This is a genomic window from Kitasatospora sp. NPDC101447 (genome assembly GCF_044767225.1).
In the GTDB taxonomy this organism is placed as follows: domain Bacteria; phylum Actinomycetota; class Actinomycetes; order Streptomycetales; family Streptomycetaceae; genus Kitasatospora.
This window is the reverse complement of the sequence record NZ_JBIWNL010000038.1, coordinates 14661-30153: the sequence shown is the minus strand read 5'-3', so window position 1 is coordinate 30153 and position 15493 is coordinate 14661. Positions and strand designations below refer to the sequence as shown.

Genomic DNA, 15493 nt, shown 5'->3' with positions numbered 1-15493 from the left:
GAACGGTCCGCGACCGGCAGTCCGCGGCCCCCCTCGCTGACACGATCCCCCTGGACAGCGGCACCGCGGCGGTGGACGGACGAACCCCTCGGCGTCCCCTCGCGTCGGAGAGCCGCACCCAAGCGTGATCAGTCGGATACGTCACGTCAATGGGTAGTCGGAAATTCGGAATGGTTGCGTCACCTTTCGGCCGGTGATCGCCACGGCGCCGCGGCCACCGGGAAAGCCGCTATTGCGCCAAAGCCGCCCAGTCCACGTCGGCCAGCGGATCGGCCGGCCGGGCGTCGGCACCGATCTCGCACCAGACCCGCTTGCCCGAGCCGTCCGGGTACCAGCCCCAGCGCTCGCAGAGCAGCTCGACCAGCTCCAGGCCGCGCCCGTTGGTCGCATCCTCGTCGGCCCCGGCGTGCCGCGGGGCGGGGGCGGCCTGGCTCGCGTCGGCGACCTCCACCCGCAGCGGGGCGACCGACCCGCTCGCCTCCCGCGGCTCCTCCTCGGTCATCGGCAGGCAGAGCCGCAGTACCGCCGGGCAGCCGGTGTGCACCACGGCGTTGGTCACCAGCTCCGAGACCACCAGCACCACCGTCTCGGCCATCGGCGCGTCCGGGTCCACCCCGTGGTTCAGCAGCCGCGAGCGCACCCACCGACGGGCCCGGCCGACCTCGGCGGGGTCCGCCTGCACCGCAAGCTGTACCTGAAGAACCTGCACCGCTCCACCACCCGCACTCGCAGTTCGGCCTAAGTCCCGATCGGGCCGGATCGACCGGCCGGCGGGCCCTCGCACTCCGCCCGGCGCCACCCGGGCCGCACCCGGGCGACCGCCCGGTCCGTCCACCCGCGCCCACTCGTCCGCGCCGACTCGTCGGTCGCGCACCGGCCGCGACACGAATACGCCTCAGGATGAGCGGGCCGACGGACCGCAGCAAGCGCTTCGGGCATATTCCGGCGATCGGGGGACAGGGCAGTGCATACTGTCCCGCTCACTCTCACGAGCCTCGTACCGGCGCTCGTCCGGCCCGGGCCGAACCGCCGGTCCCAGCGGGCGCGTCCGGCTGCTCGCGCGGATCCGGCGCGGGTCGTCGGCCACGCCCTGGTCCGGAACCTACCGCCGGACACCCCCGGTGCCCCGCCCGCCACTCGCGAACCACCCGTGCGACATATGTCCAGCAGGTCTCGAACAGCGGCATCGGCGGACGGTCCCACGAACGGACCGTCGCACCATGTGACCATCCCCGCCCGATCGACGGTCCACGCCCGGCCGACGGTCCACCCGGGCCGACGGTCCACGGCGATCCGCGAGGACCGGTTCCGTTCTTGCCGGATTCCGTCCACTGCGGACCGGCCGCAAGATACCGTTGGGTAAGCCAGCGACCCCGGGCAGGAGGGTGGTTCCCGATGGCCACCCCGGAGCGGCCCCCGCGCTGGGACGAGCAGCTGCAACGCCGCCTCGCGCGCGGCGAGGAGACGGCGCTCGGCGAACTCTACGACCAGCTCGCGCCGATGGTGCACGGTCTGGCCGGACGGATACTGGCCGACCAGGCCGCCGCCGCCCAGCTGACCCGGGAGATCTTCGCCCACGTCTGGGAGCACCCCGAGGACTTCGACCCCGCCGAGGGCACCCTGCGCTCCTGGCTCGGCGCCCTCACCCACCGCCGCGCCGTCGAACGGCTGCGGGCGCGGCGGGCCGCCGAGCACGGGCCGGGCGGCGACCTCCGGGGCGCCGAGGCGGAGATCCGCGCCGTGGCCACCGCCGCGCGCATCCAGTACGTGGTCGACTCCCTGCCCCAACCCCTGCGTGAGACCATCGCGGTGACGTACTACGACGGCCGCACCTACCGGGAGACGGCCCGGCTGCTCGGCATCAGCGAGCAGGCCGCCAAGCAGCGGATGCGGCTCGGACTGGAGCTGCTGGCCACCGAACTGGCCGAGGAGCGCGCCCGCCAGGACGAAGCCGGGGACGGGGAGACGTGAGCAGCACTGAGGAGCAGCACGACGCCCTGCGCTCGCTGCTCGGCGCCTGGGCCCTCGGTGCCTGTCCGACCCGCGACGCCGCCGACCTGGAACAGCACCTGCGCGGCTGCCCGGAGTGCGCCGAGGAGGGTGCCCGACTGCGCGACGCGGCCGGCTGGCTCTCCCTGGACGAGCCGCTGGACCAGCCCGGCTCGCTGCGCCAGCAGGTGCTCGACTGGTGCCTGGCCCGCCGACCGGCCGAACTGCCCGTCCCCGCCTGGGGCATGCCGTACACCGCGGAGACCGCCAAGCTCGACGCGCTGCTGCGCGACCTCGGCCCGGAGGAGTGGCAGGAGGTGGCCGAACTGCCGTGGCACGGCGGCACCGAGCGGCTGCGCCCGGCCGAGGTGCTCTCCCGACTGACCGCGGTGGACGGCTTCCTGGCGCTCGCCCTCGGCCTGCCCGACCCGGTGCCCGCCGCCCCGGGCGCCCCCGCACCGGGCGCCGCCGCCGCGGCCACCGGACGACGGGTGCCGCCGCAGGACCCAGCCGGGCCGCCCGCGGTGCCGCGCGTCCCGCCGCAGGGCGGCCGGTACGCCGCGATCACCGCGCGCACCGCCCGGCTGCTCGGCGACCAGGGCGCCCTGCCCCCGCAGTCGGTGCGCTCCCGGTGGCGGCGGCAGACCCACGACCTGGTGCGCAGCGCCGCGCTCGCCCCGCAGGGCAACACCCCGGTCGACTACGGCTGCGCGGTGCTGCCGCTGCGCGACGCCTTCGTGGACCGCGCCCTGGAGTGCTACGTGCACGGCGAGGACGTGGCCCGCGCGGTCGCCTACCCGTACGACCCGCCGGCGCCGCAGCACCTGCGGCAGATGGTGGAGTTGGTGGTCCGGCTGCTCCCCCGGGCGCTGGCCGGCCTGCGCGCCGCCCGTCCCGAGCACGCCGGGGCGCCGGCCGCGCGGGACGGCGGGCACCCGGCCGCCCGTCGGCTGCGGCTGGTGGTCGACGGCCCGGCGAGCGGCGAGTGGCTGGTCCCGTTGGACCCCGCCGACGGCACGGGCGGCAGCGGCAGCCCGGACGCGGGGCCGCCCGGCGGGGAGCCGGTGGCGTCGATGGTGCTGGACGGCCTGGAGCTCTGCCTGCTGGCCGCCGCGCACCGTGACCCGGACCGGCTGCCGGTCGGCGAGCACGGTGACCGCGCCGCGGTGCGCGAGGTGCTGCACGCGCTCCCGCTGCTGTCCCGGCCCTGAGGCTCAGGCGAAGACGACGGTACGGGCGCCGTCGAGCAGGACCCGGTGCTCGCTGTGCCACTTCACCGCGCGGGCCAGCGCCTGGCACTCGACGTCCCGGCCGAGCGCGACCAGCTGGTCCGGGCTGACGTCGTGGGTGACCCGGGCCACCTCCTGCTCGATGATCGGGCCCTCGTCCAGGTCGGCCGTGACGTAGTGCGCGGTGGCGCCGATCAGCTTCACCCCGCGGGCGTGCGCCTGGTGGTACGGCTTGGCGCCCTTGAAGCTCGGCAGGAAGGAGTGGTGGATGTTGATCACGCGGCCGGACAGCTCGGTGCACAGCTGGTCGGAGAGCACCTGCATGTAGCGGGCCAGCACGACCAGTTCGACCTGCTCCTCGGCGACCAGGTCGAGCAGCCGCTGCTCGGCCTGCTCCTTGGTGTCCTTGGTGACCGGGATGTGGTGGAACGGGATCCCGTAGCCCTCGGTCAGGTCCTGCAGGTCGGTGTGGTTGGAGACCACCGCGACGATCTCCACCGGCAGCGCGCCGATCCGGGTGCGGTACAGCAGGTCGTTCAGGCAGTGCCCGAACTTGCTGACCATGAGGATGATCCGCATCCGCTCCTCGGTCGGGTGGAGCTGCCAGTCCATCCCGAAGGAGGCGCCGATCGCGGCGAAGCTGGCCCGCAGCTTGTCGGCGGTGACCGGCTCGGGGGCGGAGAAGTGCACCCGCATGAAGAAGAGTCCGCTGTCGGCGTCCCCGAACTGCTGGCTGTCGATGATGTTGCAGCCGGTCATGAAGAGGTAGCTGGAGACAGCGTGGACGATGCCCTGCTTGTCGGGGCAGGACAGCGTGAGGACGTACTGGGCGCCGGCCGGCTGCTGTTCCACGTGGGGGTATCCCGTTCTGAGTTCGTGGCGTGCGGTGGACGGTCCAGCGTGTCACATCCTGGACAGCCGCCGCCCCGCTGCCCGTACTGCGGGACGGCCCCGTCCGACCGGGGCCGCCGCCCCCCGCGGGTCAGACCTGGGTGAGGATGCGCAGCACGTCCAGCGACTTGGGCGCCGCGTCCGGGTCGTCCCCGTCGCCCACGGCCAGCAGCACGTGCGCCTCGCGGGCGGCCCGGACGGTCTCCGGCCACCCGGGGTGGCCGAGGTAGGCGGAGGCCGGGGCGTCCGCACCCACCTCGTGCAGCATCTGCACCGCGCGCAGCACCGCGACGTCGACCAGCGCGGCCTCGGCCGGGTCCCGGAAGATCGTGCCCACGTACTTCTCGGCGGACCAGCGGTCCAGCCAGGTGTCCTCGACCAGCCGGTAGACGGCGTCGGTCACGTCCCCGTAGCCCTCCCGGCCGGCCAGCCAGGCCTCCTGCTGGAAACCGGGGTCGGACAGCATGTGCAGCGCCGAGCGCAGTCGGGCTCGCCAGCGCCACCAGGGCAGGTCGTTGAGCGGCATGCCGCCCATGGTGCTGGAGCGGTGCCCCGGACGAGAAGGGTTTCGGGCGGACCGGTGCGAAGAATCTGTGCTGGCGGACATGGTCAACGATCGTACGTTCCTCGTCCGTTCGTACTCCACTCCGGAATCTACACGCGTACTCCACCGGATTTCAGCCTTCGTTTTCCGATCGTTCACACTTCGGCCCTCTCGGCTTGTGGCACCGGGGCTTGGCTGATTCCGGTGCGCCGGAGTGCGCCCCAGAGAGGGAAGACCGATGACCAGCCGAAGGGACTCGTTCCAGGCCCGTCCGCCGATCGGGCGGCGCCGCCGCCGACGTCCGATCGCCGCCGCCGCGACAGCTGCGGCGCTGCTCCCCGCCCTCTTCTCGGCCTCCGCGTGCGGCGGACCGGCCGATGCCTCCAGCGGCAGCGGCGGCGGCGAGCTGACCGTGATGACGTGGGCCCCGTCCGGGACCGGCTCCGCCGACCGGCCGGGCATGACCGCGCTCGCCTCCGCGATCGGCCAGGACGTCAACATCAAGGGCGGGCTGAACGGCCGCCGGCTGCGGGTGATCACCTGCAACGAGCACAACTCCGTCGACGGCGCCCGCGCCTGCGCCCAGCAGGCGGTGGACGCCAAGGTGGCCGCCGTGATCGGCTCCTACAGCCAGTGGGGCGAGGCCTTCATGCCGGTGCTGGAGCGCGCCGGCATCCCGCTGATCGGCGGGTACGGGCTCTCCCAGCCGGAGTTCTCCAGCCCGCTGTCCTACCCGGTGGACGGCGGCATGCCGGCCCTGATCGCGGGCAGCGGCCGCCAGCTGGTGGACGCCGGGTGCAAGAGCGTGGCCCTGGTCCGCCCGGACACCCCGGCCGGCGACAACCTGATCGGCTACCTGGGCACCGCGCTGCGGCCCGCCGGGCTGCGGTTACTGGACGTCAAGGCGCCCGAGCAGTCCTCCGACTACACCCAGGTCGCCCGCAAGGCGATCGGCAAGGACGAGCCGGGCAACTGCATCACCAGCGCGTTGACCGCCGAGCCGACCGGCAACCTGCTGGACTCCTACCGGCGGCTGAACCCGAAGAACACCCGGATCGCCTCGGTGATCGGCAGCGTGCAGCAGTCGGTGGTCGACTCCACCGGCGGTGACTCCGGACCGCTCAGCGGCGCCTACGTCACCAGCTGGTACCCGCCGGAGTCGGCGAAGATCTGGGACGGGCTGCGCGCGGTGGTGCGCGCGGACACCACCGGCGGCAGCACCATCGACGTCTCCGACCCCGGGGTGCAGACCACCTGGGTCGCGTACGAGGTGTTCCGGACGGTGGCGCAGAAGCTGTCGGAGGCCGGCAAGCCGGTCACCCCGAAGTCGATCACCGGGCTGCTGGACGCCGGCGAGGGCATCGACACCGGGATCACCCCGCCGCTGAACTGGGGCACCACGAGCATGCTGCCCAGCACGGCGTCGCCCCGGCTGGTGAACACCTGGGTCACGTACCAGGTGGTCAGGAACGGGCGGATGACCCTGCAGCAACCGGGCTTCGTGGACGTCCGCTGGGTGCTCGCCGGGGGCCGTCCGCCGGCGTGACGCGCGACGGGGCGGGCCGACCCCGGCCCGCCTCCACCCGTCGCCCGCCCGGGCCCGTCGGCCGCCCGCGCCCGTCGGCCCCGGCTACAGGTCGCCGTCGCTGCGCGACGGCAGGCCGGTCTGGCCGGCGATCGTGTTCCAGAGCGTGGAGGCCTGCTTCTTCGCGTTGGTCGCGGTGCCGCTGGCCTGGACGGCGTTCTTGTAGTGCTGGTTGTCCTGCTTCTTCGCGTCGCAGGAGGCCTGCGCGTCCTGCGCCCACGCCGCGTACTCGTCGTCGGCCTGGGCCGAGGCGGCCCAGGCCGCGTTCAGCTGCTCGACCAGCTGCTGGCCGCCGGGCAGCTTGTCCGTCTTCAGCTGGCCCAGCTTGGTCTGCAGCTCGCGGCGCTTGCCGGCCGCGGCGGTGAGGGCCTGCTGGGAGTCCGGCAGCTTGTCGCACTTCTGCACCGAGGCGACCGCGGAGACCACCGAGCTGCGGCTGTCGCTCGCGGTGCCCAGCAGGTCCGACAACGGCTGCGCCTGCGCCTTGACGTCCGGGTCGACGGCGGTGCCGGAGCCGCTCGCGCTCGCCGTGGCGGGGGCCGTGCCGGCGGTGGTCGCGGCCACCGGGGTGGCCTTCCCGCCGCCCTTGGTGTCGTCGCCGCCGCTCATCAGGACGGCGATCAGGATGCCGGCCGCCGCGCAGCCCGCCACCACCCCGCCGATGATCAGCTTGTTGGACGGGCGACCGCCGCGGACGGACCCGCCGCCCTGGGTCGCGTCGAAGCCCTGCCCGCGGTCCGGGGCGTAGCCCTGGTTGTAGTCCTGCGCCGGGTAGGCCGACTGGGGGTGCGCGACGGGGCTCGCGACCGGCGGGTACCCGTAGCCGGGTGCGGACTGCTGCTGCGGGAAGCCCGGCTGGGTCTGCGGCGCGGGGTAGCCGCCCCCCTGCGGATCGCCGACCGGGTACGGCGGCAGGTACTGGGTCTCCGGGGCCGGGTCGCCCTGCGGGACGCCGTACCCGGGCTGCGGCGCACCCCACGGCGCGCCCGGCGCGGGCATCGCCTGGCCCGGCATGGACTGGCCGGGCATCGCCTGGCCCGGCATCGGCTGGCCCGGCATCGGCTGGCCCGGCATCGGCTGGGCGGGCACGGCCTGGGTCGGCAGCGCGTGCGCGCCCTCGCCGAGGTACTCCGGCTGCCCGGACGGCTGCCCCACCGGCGGCACCGCCGAGTGCCCCTGCGGCTGTCCCGGCTGACCCTGGAACTGCGGCTGACCCTGGAACTGCGGCTGGCCCGGCTGGCCCTGCGGCTGGCCGGGCTCGGGGCGGAACAGGTCGTCCAGGTTGAAATCACCCGAGTTGGGGTACGAGCGGCGCTGACTCAACGCGATTCCTCACCTGTGCAGGACCGCGCGCTGACGGCGGACCACATCTCGTCGGTTCTTGGGAGCATCACAGTTCCTTGGACGTCGCGCCCACGCTACCGGTTCGCCTCACCGGGTGACCACGTGGGCGGGACATCCGTCACGCTCCCTGCACAGACGGTACGGGTCCGCCGCTGGTCAGGCCGCCTCCGCGTCCGCTCTGGCGTGGAACTCCCGGACCACCCGCTGCTCCCGGTAGGGCTCCAGCCGGCGCCGGAACTCGTCCAGGTACTCCACGCCCCGGTTGGAGCGCAGCCCGCTCAGCAGCCGGACGGCCTGGGTGCCCGTCTCGCAGGCGCGTTCCAGGTCCCGCTGCTGCAGCTGGGCGGTGGCCAGCAGCACCAGGTCCACCGCACGGCGCCGGACGCGGGTCGGCGGGTGCAGGTCGAGCGCCCGGCGGGCGTAGTGCTCGGCCTGACCGGCCTGCTCCAGGTCCCGGTGGCAGTGGGCCAGCTCGTCCGCGAGGTAGGCGTCGTCGAAGTGGACGATCCAGTCCGGGTCGTCCTCCGGTCGGCGCTTCTCCATCATCTCCAGCGCTCTGGCCGACACCGCCTCGCAGGAGCGGGCGTCGCCGAGCAGGGCGTGGCCGCGGGCCTCGGCGGCGTAGAACATCGCCATCGCCGTCGGGGTGGCCACCGACCGGGCGCCCTCCTGTGCGGCCCGGGCGAGTTGGGCGATCTCCCGAGGGTTGCCGAGGGTGGCCGCCAGGTGGCTCATCGAGGCGGCCAGCACGTAGCCGCCGTAGCCGCGGTCGTCGGCCGCCTGGGCGAGCCGGAGCGCCTGGATGTAGTAGCGCTGGGCCAGCCCCGGCTGCCCGGTGTCCACCGCCATGTAGCCGGCCAGCTCGGTCAACCGGGCCACCGCGGCGAAGAGTTGGCGGCCGGTCTCCTCCCGGTAGGCGCCGCCGAGCAGGCCGGAGACCACCGAGTTGAGGTAGTGCACCACCACCGGGCGCACGTGCCCGCTGCCGAAGCGGTGGTCCAGGTCGACCAGCATCGCGGTGGTCGCCTTGATCGCGGCCACGTCGGTCGGGCCGACCCGGGGACCGCCGGCGCGCGCCACCACCGGGTCCGGCGGGGTGATCAGCCAGTCCCGGCTGGGCTCCACCAGCGCGGAGGCGGCGACCGTCGCCCCGGTGAGGAAGTCCCGCCGGCCGACGTCGCTGCGCCAGAGCTCGCAGACCTGCTCCAGGGCGGCGCCCAGCGTCGGGGCGAACTGCAGCCCGATGCCCGAGCTGAGGTTCTTGCCGTCCGCCATGCCGATCTCCTCGACCGACACGCTACGGCCGAGCTTGCGGCCCAGGGCCTCGGCGATCACCGCCGGGGCCTGCCCGCGCGGCTGCTGACCGCGCAGCCAGCGGGCGACGGAGGTCTTGTCGTACCGCAGGTCCAGACCGTGCTCGGCACCGCAGAGGTTGACCCTCCGGGCCAGGCCGGCGTTGGAGCAGCTGGCCTCCTGGATCAGTTGCTGCAGACGCTCGTTGGGCTGTCGTGCGACGAGTGGTCTCGCGGCCATTGGGCTTCGCCTCCCCACACCCTCCGGTCCCGGCCGGCGGGCGACGATTCTGCTGATCTGTTGCCGACTGTCCGACCGTCCAAGGAATCTGACACCAGGTTAGCGATCAGCAACGCCAGCGGGATACCCACGGTGACGATCCGCACCCCCCTTGCGCCCTGGGAAATGCTCCCGTGCGCCCCCGCTGCGCCCGCCTTCGGCCGCCCCAACTCGGTCGAGTAACCGGAACGGGTGACATTGCCGGGATGCACCCAACCGGGCACCTCCGGGCCGTAACCAGGCTCACACACGGTAGTTGAGCAGCGCGTGGAAGACATCCCCGACGCCTCCGGCCAGGACGAGAACGCCGGCCTGCCCCCGCTGCTCATCGAAGCCGTCGGCTACGCCGAGAACCGCCACTGGGAGGTCGCTCCGGGCGCCTGGCTGATCGACGGCGACGGGCCCGCCCGCTGCTCCTGCGGCGACCTGCGCTGCACGCTGCCGGGCGCCCACCCGCTGGACGCGGACTGGGCCCGCAAGGCGAGCGCGGGGCCGGGGGCGGTGCGGCGCTGGTGGACCGAGCGGCCCCAGGCCTCGATCCTGCTGCCCACCGGGCGCTCCTTCGACGTCCTGGACGTGCCGGAGACGGCCGGCTGCCTGGCGCTGGCCCGGATGGAGCGGATGGACCTCCAGCTCGGCCCGGTGGCGGTGCTGCCCGCCGCGCCCGGGCGGATCGGCCGCCGGCTGCACTTCCTGGTGCTGCCCGGGGTCGCGGCCAAGCTCCCGGAGATGCTCCGCAAGCTCGGCTGGCCGCCCGGCCGGCTGGACCTGGTCGCCCGCGGCGAGGGGGACTGGACGGTCGCCCCGCCGTCCCGGATCGGCTCCACCGGGTACGCCCAGTGGGCCCGCTCCCCCTCCGCGCTCAACCGCTGGCTGCCCGACGCCGCCGAGCTGATCAGCCCGCTCGCGTACGCCTGCGGACGCGAGGCGCCCGCCCACCGCGCCGCCCCGGCCGCCCAGCCGGCGGCGGTGGGCTGAGCGGGGCCTCCCCCGCCGGTTCACCCTCCCCTGCACGGCCGCCCTACGCCGATCGGGCGAGGGCGTGCACTGCGCGACACCACGCGCGCCAGTGACGGGCCTTGCCTCCCACCGGAGGCGGGGCCCGTCATACGCATGTCCGGATAAGGCTTCCGTCTACCCGCTGGTCAACCGCAGAAGCCCCTCGTACGAGTGACAGCGCTCAAGGATTGCCATGATCGGCCGAGGGGAGGAATTGCGGTGAGGGGGCGCCGGAGGGTCGCTCGGACGGGGAAGCCGGGCGAGGCGCCGGAGGGGAGCCGGGAGGGAGCAGGGAGGGACGGGAGGGAGCGGAGGGGACGGGAGGGAACAGGGAGGGACGGGGAGGACGAGCAGGGCCCGCTGCACGGAACGCAGCGGGCCCTGGTCGTCGTACCGAACGGGCGGTGGGGCATCGGGCCGGGCGGTGGAGCCCCGGTCCGGGCGGTGGAACCTCAGGCCTGGGCGACGAAGACGTGCTGGGCGATGTCCTTGCCCAGCTCCGCCGCGTTCTCGCCGCTGCCGACCAGCACGCCGCCGACCACGCCCGCGTTCACCTTGACCGTGGAGCCCGGCCGGACGCCCGCCCGGCGCAGCGTGCTCATCAGCGCACTGTCGGTCTGGATCGGCTCGCCGATCCGGCGGACCACGACGTCGGCCCCGGTGTCGCCCGGCTTGACGCTGTCCAGCGGGACGAGACCGGCGTCGAAGCCCTCGCCCTCGGCCTTGGCGTCACCCAGCTCGTCCAGGCCCGGGATGGGGTTGCCGTACGGGGACTGGGTCGGGTGGCCGAGCATGGCGAGCACCTTGCGCTCGACCGTCTCGCTCATCACGTGCTCCCAGCGGCAGGCCTCCTCGTGCACCTGCTCCCACTCCAGCCCGATCACGTCGACGAGCAGGCACTCGGCGATGCGGTGCTTGCGCATGACGCGCACCGCCAGCCGCCGGCCCTCCTCGGTGAGTTCGAGGTGACGGTCCCCGGCGACCTGCAGCAGACCGTCGCGCTCCATCCGGCCGACCGTCTGGCTGACCGTGGGCCCGCTCTGTTCCAGGCGCTCCGCGATCCGGGCGCGCATCGGGACGATGCCCTCCTCCTCCAGCTCCAGGATGGTGCGAAGGTACATCTCAGTGGTGTCGATCAGCCCAGACATCGCCGCTGGCTCCGTTCTTCGGTGTCCTCATCGCCAATTCTGACCTACCGGGGCGACAACCGGGGCCGCTCGGGGGCTTCCGGTACGGCATTTCGTTCCTGTTGACAGCGGGACCGCCGGGACGCGACCGTGCTCGCCGTAGCTTTCTCCACCGGCGGTCTGGACCACCCGGACCGCCCCACCCGGCCGGCTCCCTCACCGGCAGAGAGCGGAGGCACCAGATGAACGACCTGGTCGGCAGGTACTTCGACGCCGCGATCGCCCACCTCCAGCGGGTCCGCGAGGAGGAGGCCGACACCATCGAGGCCGCCGCCGCGCTGCTGGCGGAGGCGATGGCCGAGGGCCGCCGGGTCTTCACCTTCGGCGCCGGACATTCCTCGCTGCCGGCCCAGGACGTGGTCTACCGGGCGGGCGGGCTCGTCCCGGTGAACCTGCTGAACGTGCCCGGGACGGCCGGGGTGACGGTGATGCCCGCTCCGCTGTCGAGCGCCCTGGAGCGGGTCCCCGGGCTGGCCACCGCGACCCTCGACCTGACCCCGGCGACCACCGGCGACCTGCTGTTCGTGATCTCGCTGTCCGGCCGCCAGGTCATGCCGGTCGAGCTGGCCCGGTACGCCCGGGACCGCGGACTGAAGGTGGTCGGGGTGACCTCGCTGGCCTACCCGCAGGAGGTGCCCTCGGCGCACCCGTCCGGCACCTACCTGAAGGACCACTGCGACGTGGTGCTGGACAGCAAGATCGCGGTCGGCGACGGCGAGCTGACCCACCCGGGCGCCGAGACCACCTTCGGCCCCGTCTCCACGATCGTGACCAGCGCGCTGATGCAGGCCGTGGTCGCCTCGGCGGTGGGCCGCCTCGCCGACCGGGCCGCCGCCGGGGAGGCCCCCGCCCCGCCGCTGTTCCGCTCCGGCAACGTCCCGGGCGGCACCGAGTGGAACGCCCGACAGATGGCCGACAACGCCGAACGGGTCCTCTACACCTACTGACCCGTCCCCGCCCGTACGCCCGCCGACCCGCCTGCGCCCGTACACCCACCGACCCGCCCCCGCCCGGCGGGCCGCCGCACCCCGCACGCTGGGTGGCGGCATGAACACGCGGAGTACCGGACAAACCACCGGGACTTCCCGGCCATTGCGGGCCGCCCGGGGCGGCGCCAGGCGTACCGGGAACCCGCCCGGGGCAGGAGAGCGGAGCGACCGGAGCGACGGGTGGGGGCCGAACATGGCGTCTGGGGCGGGACGGACCGGGTGGGTGCGTGAGCGGGACCTGCTGCCCGGATTCTTCTGGGCCGCCGACGCGGCCTCGCTGCGCGGGCAGCGCCGTTCCGTGCTGCTCTCCGCCTGGGAGCTGGTCCTGCTGGTGGTCGCCGCCGCGACCGGCTCGGCCGACGGCGAGCCCTGGGCCTGGCCGGCCGCCGTCGCCTACCTCGGCGCGGTCGCGCTGGCGGTGGTGATCAGCCGGCAGAACCCGCAGGGCCTCTGGTACGAGGGCCGGGCGGCCGCCGAGTCGGTGAAGACCCTGGTCTGGAAGTACGCCGTCCGGGCCGACGCCTACCAGCCGCCGCCGCGCGCCCTGCCGGACGCCGAGGGGCTGTACCGCTTCCAGCTCGGCCGGGTGCTCGGCGCCTTCCGGGACGGCCCGGCGGCCGTGCCGGGGAGCGGGGCGGGGAGCGGGGCGGACATCACCGCGGCGATGCGCGACCTGCGCGAGCAGCCGCTGGCGGTGCGCCGCGAGGTGTACCTGGCCGAACGGATCCAGGTGCAGCACGACTGGTACCGCGCCAAGGCCCGCTACTGCGCCCGGACCGGCCACTGGGCCGGGGTGCTGGGCGTGCTGCTGCCCGCGCTCGGGCTGGTGCTCGCCCTGCTGCGGGCGCTCGGCGCGTTCACCTACGACGCGCTGGGCACCGTCTCGGCCGTGGCCGCGTCGGTCACCGCGTGGGCGCAGCTGCGCCAGTACCGGCCGCTGGCCGCCGCGTACGGGCTGGCCGCCGAGGAGCTGGCGCAGATCCAGCGCCAGCTCGCCGAGCTGGACCTGGACTCGCCGGAGGCGGAGGAGATCTGGGCCCGGCTGGCCCGGGACGCCGAGGACGCGATCTCCCGCGAGCACACCACCTGGCAGGCCCGCCGGGAGGTGCGCACCACCACCGACCGGGAGCAGGAGCACGACCGGGAGCAGGACCGGGACGGCGCCCGGGAGCAGGAGACCGAGCGGGAACACGGAACCGCCCCGGAGCACCGAACCGACCGGGAGCACTGAGGAGGCCGCAGGTGTCGTTACGGATGGTCAAGACCGCGGACGACCGCGCCCTCGCGGTCGAGTCCCTCGGCGACCCGCGCGGCCGGCCGGTGTTCCTGCTGCACGGCATGCCCGGCAGCAGGGTCGGCCCGCACCCGCGCTCCACCGTGCTGTACCGGCTGGGCGTGCGGCTGATCTCGTACGACCGGCCCGGCTACGGCGACTCGACCCGGCTGTTCGGCCGCCGGGTGAGCGCGGCGGCCGCCGACGTGCGGGCCATCGCGGACGAGTTCGGGCTGGAGAGCTTCGCGGTGCTCGGCCGCTCCGGCGGCGGCCCGCACGCACTGGCCTGCGCGGCGCTGCTGCCGGAGCGGGTCAGCCGGGTCGCGGTGCTGGTGGGCCTCGCGCCGCGCAACGCGACCGGCCTGGACTGGTACGCCGGGATGACCCCGTCCAACGTCCGGGCCTACCAGGAGGCCGAGCGCGGGCACGGCCGGATCGCCGACGCGATGGAGTTCCGCTCCCGGCAGATCAAGGACGACCCGGTCCGGCTGCTGAACGGGCTGCGCACCGAACTCTCCCCCGCCGACCGGGAGGTGGTGGCCGACAGCGGGCTGCGGCGGATGCTGCAGAGCAACTACCGGGAGGCGTTCCGGCACGGCGCGGACGGCTGGATCGACGACGTGCTGGCCTTCACCGCCGACTGGGGCTTCGAGGTCGGGTCCATCGGTGTCCCGACCTGGCTCTGGCACGGCGCGGACGACCAGTTCTCGCCGGTCGACCACTCCCGTTGGCTGGCCGACCACATCCCGGCCGCCGAGCTGTTCCTCGAACCCGGCGCCGCGCACTTCGGGGCGTTCCGGGTGATGACCACCGCCCTGGCCTGGGCGGCGGGCTAGCTGTACCGGCCCGGTCGGTCCGCACCGGGCCGCGCCGAAACCGCACCGCGTCAGAGCAGCACCGGGCCGAAACCGCGCCGGGTCAGGGCCGCACCGGGGTGAGCGGTTCCGCGCCGCCGAGCACCGCGAGGACGTTGTCGACCGCCAGGCCGCCCATCGCCTGCCGGGTCGCGACGGTGGCGCTGCCGAGGTGCGGGGCCAGCACCACGCGCTCCTGGGCGAGCAGCGCGGCCGGGACGACGGGCTCGTGCTCGAAGTTGTCCACGGCGGCGGCGAACAGCGCCCCGGACTCCAGCGCGGCGGCCAGCGCCTCCTCGTCCACCACTCCGGCGGTCATGCTGACCACCACCGCGCCGCGCGGCAGCAGTGCCAGGCGGCGGGCGTCCAGCAGGTGCCGGGTGGCCTCGCCGAGCGGGCAGGTGACGACCAGCACCGTGGAGGTCGCGAGCAGCTCCTCCAGCGGCTTCCAGTCGGCGCCCTCGGCCTGCTCGGGCGGCAGTTCGCGGCGGTTGTGGTAGCTGACCGGCATGTCGAAGGCGCGGGCCCGACGGGCCACCGCCTGCCCGATCCGGCCCATGCCGAGCACGCCCAGCGGGGTGCCGGCCAGTTCCAGGCCGAGTAGGAAGTTGGGCGCCCACGTCCAGGGCGCGCCGGAGCGCAGCAGCCGCTCGCCCTCGCCGAGCCGGCGGGTGGCGGCCAGCAGCAGCGCCCAGGCCATGTCGGCGGTGGCGGTGGTGAGCACGCCGGGGGTGTGCGTGACCGGCACGCCGCGCTCGGCGCAGGCGGCCAGGTCGATGTTGTGGTAGCCGACCGCGTGGTTGGCGACGATCCGCAGCCCGGGGCCGGCCGCGTCGAGGAACTCGCCGTCCACCCGGTCGTCCAGGGTGGTGAGCACGGCCTGCCGGCCGCGGACGGCGGCGAGCAGCTCGGACCGGTCCATCGCCCGGTCGGAGTCGTGGTGGGTGACGGCGTGGTGGGCGGTCAGCCGTTCGATGACGCCGGGCGCGAGGCGCCGGGTGACCAGGACCGGGGGCGGGGTGTCGACCATGGTTCGG

The 15493-nt window shown here is 74.5% G+C and carries 14 protein-coding genes; 7 read left to right on the top strand and 7 right to left on the bottom strand.

All coding sequences use genetic code 11. The features are described 5' to 3' along the window. Positions 1 to 229: 229 nt before the first annotated feature. Positions 230 to 709 carry an ATP-binding protein gene (locus ACIRST_RS34745; protein ID WP_350524916.1) on the bottom strand — a complete coding sequence of 160 codons (480 nt, stop codon included), beginning with the start codon at positions 707 to 709 and terminating at the stop codon, positions 230 to 232. 686 nt (positions 710 to 1395) lie between these two features. Here ACIRST_RS34745 and ACIRST_RS34740 point away from each other — a divergent pair. Further along, positions 1396 to 1971, top strand: a complete 576-nt coding sequence (locus ACIRST_RS34740) for a sigma-70 family RNA polymerase sigma factor (protein ID WP_350524915.1) — start codon at positions 1396 to 1398, stop codon at positions 1969 to 1971. Beyond that, entirely contained in the window at positions 1968 to 3200 is a 1233-nt protein-coding gene (locus ACIRST_RS34735) for a zf-HC2 domain-containing protein (protein ID WP_402807512.1), read from the top strand. Before ACIRST_RS34740 ends, ACIRST_RS34735 begins: the two co-directional genes overlap by 4 nt. A gap of 3 nt (positions 3201 to 3203) precedes the next feature. Here the strand turns inward: ACIRST_RS34735 and purU are convergent, their stop codons facing one another. Both purU and ACIRST_RS34725 read right to left on the bottom strand, forming a co-directional pair. After that, on the bottom strand, positions 3204 to 4070 hold the full coding sequence (gene purU, locus ACIRST_RS34730; RefSeq protein WP_350524913.1) for a formyltetrahydrofolate deformylase: 867 nt from the start codon (positions 4068 to 4070) through the stop codon (positions 3204 to 3206). Positions 4071 to 4200: 130 nt separating this feature from the next. Continuing rightward, entirely contained in the window at positions 4201 to 4716 is a 516-nt protein-coding gene (locus ACIRST_RS34725) for a hypothetical protein (protein WP_350524912.1), read from the bottom strand. 175 nt (positions 4717 to 4891) lie between these two features. Between ACIRST_RS34725 and ACIRST_RS34720 the strand changes: the two genes are divergently transcribed. Continuing rightward, entirely contained in the window at positions 4892 to 6199 is a 1308-nt protein-coding gene (locus ACIRST_RS34720; protein ID WP_402807510.1) for an ABC transporter substrate-binding protein, read from the top strand. A gap of 84 nt (positions 6200 to 6283) precedes the next feature. Here ACIRST_RS34720 and ACIRST_RS34715 read toward each other — a convergent pair whose 3' ends face one another. Further along, on the bottom strand, positions 6284 to 7561 hold the full coding sequence (locus ACIRST_RS34715; protein WP_402807508.1) for a hypothetical protein: 1278 nt from the start codon (positions 7559 to 7561) through the stop codon (positions 6284 to 6286). Positions 7562 to 7738: 177 nt separating this feature from the next. Continuing rightward, the gene (locus ACIRST_RS34710) at positions 7739 to 9115 is read right to left on the bottom strand and encodes a transcriptional regulator (protein WP_350524909.1); all 1377 of its coding nucleotides are present in this window, start codon (positions 9113 to 9115) and stop codon (positions 7739 to 7741) included. Positions 9116 to 9430: 315 nt separating this feature from the next. On the opposite strand from ACIRST_RS34710, the gene ACIRST_RS34705 reads away from it, so the two are divergent. Then, positions 9431 to 10132 (top strand): bifunctional DNA primase/polymerase, encoded by a 702-nt coding sequence (locus ACIRST_RS34705; RefSeq protein WP_350524963.1) that lies wholly within the window; start codon positions 9431 to 9433, stop codon positions 10130 to 10132. 473 nt (positions 10133 to 10605) lie between these two features. On the opposite strand, the gene ACIRST_RS34700 is transcribed toward ACIRST_RS34705, so the two are convergent. Next, positions 10606 to 11301, bottom strand: a complete 696-nt coding sequence (locus ACIRST_RS34700) for a metal-dependent transcriptional regulator (RefSeq protein WP_350524908.1) — start codon at positions 11299 to 11301, stop codon at positions 10606 to 10608. A 221-nt stretch (positions 11302 to 11522) separates the two neighbouring features. On the opposite strand from ACIRST_RS34700, the gene ACIRST_RS34695 reads away from it, so the two are divergent. The 3 genes from ACIRST_RS34695 to ACIRST_RS34685 all read left to right on the top strand — a co-directional run bounded on the left by ACIRST_RS34695 (position 11523) and on the right by ACIRST_RS34685 (position 14438). Continuing rightward, positions 11523 to 12287: an SIS domain-containing protein gene (locus ACIRST_RS34695; protein WP_350524907.1), complete on the top strand. Its 765-nt coding sequence runs from the start codon at positions 11523 to 11525 to the stop codon at positions 12285 to 12287. Positions 12288 to 12552: 265 nt separating this feature from the next. Next, positions 12553 to 13560: a DUF4231 domain-containing protein gene (locus tag ACIRST_RS34690; protein ID WP_402807504.1), complete on the top strand. Its 1008-nt coding sequence runs from the start codon at positions 12553 to 12555 to the stop codon at positions 13558 to 13560. A gap of 11 nt (positions 13561 to 13571) precedes the next feature. Then, positions 13572 to 14438, top strand: a complete 867-nt coding sequence (locus ACIRST_RS34685; RefSeq protein WP_396552242.1) for an alpha/beta fold hydrolase — start codon at positions 13572 to 13574, stop codon at positions 14436 to 14438. An 82-nt stretch (positions 14439 to 14520) separates the two neighbouring features. Here ACIRST_RS34685 and ACIRST_RS34680 read toward each other — a convergent pair whose 3' ends face one another. Then, complete coding sequence (locus ACIRST_RS34680; protein ID WP_402807501.1) at positions 14521 to 15486, bottom strand: 2-hydroxyacid dehydrogenase; 966 nt, start codon at positions 15484 to 15486, stop codon at positions 14521 to 14523. Between the last annotated feature and the right edge of the window lie 7 nt (positions 15487 to 15493).